The following is a 2,552-nucleotide window of genomic DNA, read 5'->3' on the forward strand; positions in this document are numbered from 1 at the left end:
TGTGAAGGGTTTCGGATGCCGGCCGCATGATTGACGGCGCGGCACATTCGGGCGGCCGGCGTCCGAAAGCCTCCAAGGGAGGAAACCGCGCATGGTGGGCAGGACTGATGCGGCAGGCTCTATGGGGATTTGAGCGCTGCAGGCGAGTTTGGTGATGGAGTTCGAACCGGTGCAGCGCGCGGCACGACGCTGTCGCTATCATGGAATGGGCGGTGGACGTTGTCGAACGCGATCAATGATCGACGGATGGGCGACGACCGATGAGCGTTCGGGTGCGCTGCGCCGTGGCCGGTCGATGAGCGGCGGGCATGACGAACAGCTTTGCGGAATGGCCGATGCGCGGTCATGAGGTGTCGATCCTGATGGCGCTGATTGGCGCGGTCGATTGACGGTGCGGCATTGCACCTCGCTCAAAAACCTCGATGACGATCATGCGGCCGCCGCAGCATGGACACGGTGGCTTGCCGCTGTCGACGATGGTCTCGGTCGGTTCATCCTCACGATCGCTGACGGCGAGCAGTTCGCGCGCGCGTGCGACATTGTCGGCGCAGACGCCCCGTGCGAGCAGGCCGTAATGGCGGATGCGGTGAAGGCCTTTTGGCAGCACGTGGATGAGGAAGCGGCGGATGAACTCGTCTGTGGCGAGCGTCATCCGCTTTTGCCGGTCGCGGCCTTCGACCCGATAATCCTTCCATCTGAAGGTGACATCGTGCTGGTCGAGGGCGATCAGGCGGCTGTTGGCGATGGCGACGCGGTGAGTATAGCGCGACAGATAGGCCAGCACGGCTTGTGGTCCGCCGAACGGACGCTTGGCATAGACGACCCATTCCGTCTTGCGCGACGCTGCAAGCAATGCGGCGAATGACTGCGCTGCAGCGAGATGAGCGTCGTTGCCGAAGAAGCTCAGGCGCCCGGCCTGGTGGAGGGCGGCGAGGCGACCTAGGAACAGCCGCCGAAACAGGCGTGAGAGCACGCGCACCGGCAGGAAGAACCCCGGCCGGCAGGACACCCAGCGCTGTCCGTCGGGCGAGATGCCGCCGCCTGGCACGATCATATGCACATGCGGGTGGTGGGTCATGGCCGAGCCCCAGGTGTGCAGCACGGACGTGATACCGATCCTGGCGCCGAGATGCTTCGGATCTGCGGCGATCGTCAGCATCGTCTCGGCCGAGAGCTTGAACAGGAGATCGTAGATGATGGCCCTGTTCTGGTAGGCGATGTCGGCGATCCGGGCCGGCAGCGTGAACACGACGTGATAATATGGCACCGGCAGCAGCTCGGCTTGGCGATCGGCGAGCCACTGCTTCGCCGCGGCGCCCTGGCACTTCGGGCAGTGCCGGTTGCGGCAGGAGTTGTAGGCGATGGACGTGTAGGCGCAGTCCTCGCAGCGCGCGACATGGCCGCCGAGCGCCGCCGTGCGGCAGCTCTCGATCGCCGACATCACCTTCAACTGGTCGAGGCTGACACGGCCGGCATGGGCCTGCCGCCATGCCGGGCCACGGTCGCGGAAGATATCCGCAACCTCCAGAGCCGGACGAGACACGCCGGCCTCGCGTCAGCCGGGCGGCCGGGCCTCCTTCAGCTTGATCGCGATGTGCTCCAACGGGCTCATGACCTCGCTGATCGTCTTGGTGGCGACGCGGGTATAGAGCGCGGTCGTATCGAGCTTGGCGTGACCGAGCAGAACCTGGATCACGCGCACGTCGATGTTCTGCTCCAAGAGATGAGTGGCGAAGCTGTGCCGCAAGGTGTGCAGCGAGACCCGCTTGTTGATCTCCGCCATCTGGGCAGCGGCGTGGCAGGCGCGGTTGAGCTGGCGCGTGGTCATCGGCTGGGCCGGATCGCGGCCAGGGAAGAGCCAGCCCTGTGGCCGTGCCGCCTTCCACCAGGCGCGCAGCAGATCGAGCAGGTGTGGGGAGAGCATGACGTTACGGTCCTTGCCGCCCTTGCCCTGTTCGACCCGGATGATCATCCGCTTGCTGTCGATGTCGGAGATCTTGAGCGAGACGACCTCGTTGGCCCGCAGGCCGGCGCCATAGGCTACGCTGAGCGCCGCCTTGTACTTGAGCCCCGGTGCCGCATCGAGCAGGCGCGCCACTTCTTCCGGGCTCAGCACCACCGGCAGCTTGCGCGGCTCGTGAATGACGTGGGTGTGCTCGACGATCTCGTTGCGCTTGAGCGTAACCTTGAAGAAGAACCGCAGCGTCGAGACGGTCTGGTTGATAGTCGGCACGCCAACGCCGTTCGATGCCAGATGCAGCTGGTAGCGCCGCACGTCCTCAAAACTCGCCGTTTCCGGCGATCGCCCGAGGAATACCGCGAAGTTCTTGACCCTCTGCACATAGTCATGTTGGGTCTTCGGCGCGAACTTGCGGATCGTCATGTCTTCGATCATGCGCCGCCGCAACGGGCTCGTGGCCTCGTCGGTCATGGGGATGCTCCTGTCTTGGGTGAAGGTTGCGAACCCCTCATCTCAAGACAGGACGCCTCGTTGCGCTATCCTCTCAGCCGCGCTGCCGGCCGTCGTGCCTACCGCGCGAGCGGTTTAGTCC

2 protein-coding genes are annotated in these 2,552 nt (G+C 64.9%); both read right to left on the minus strand.

The annotated features are described in order from the left end of the window. Positions 1-343 precede the first annotated feature (343 nt). Positions 344-1,543: an IS91 family transposase gene (locus IVB36_RS00005; RefSeq protein WP_085357181.1), complete on the minus strand. Its 1,200-nt coding sequence runs from the start codon at positions 1,541-1,543 to the stop codon at positions 344-346. 12 nt (positions 1,544-1,555) lie between these two features. Continuing rightward, positions 1,556-2,431: a tyrosine-type recombinase/integrase gene (locus IVB36_RS00010; RefSeq protein ID WP_247390111.1), complete on the minus strand. Its 876-nt coding sequence runs from the start codon at positions 2,429-2,431 to the stop codon at positions 1,556-1,558. Between the last annotated feature and the right edge of the window lie 121 nt (positions 2,432-2,552).

Source organism: Bradyrhizobium sp. 35, assembly GCF_023073215.1.
Classification (GTDB): domain Bacteria; phylum Pseudomonadota; class Alphaproteobacteria; order Rhizobiales; family Xanthobacteraceae; genus Bradyrhizobium; species Bradyrhizobium canariense_D.

Bases quoted from the DNA above. Each gene is read 5' to 3' on its own strand.
- IVB36_RS00010 (WP_247390111.1), bottom strand. From the start codon at position 2,431: ATGACCGACGAGGCCACGAGCCCGTTGCGGCGGCGCATGATCGAAGAC.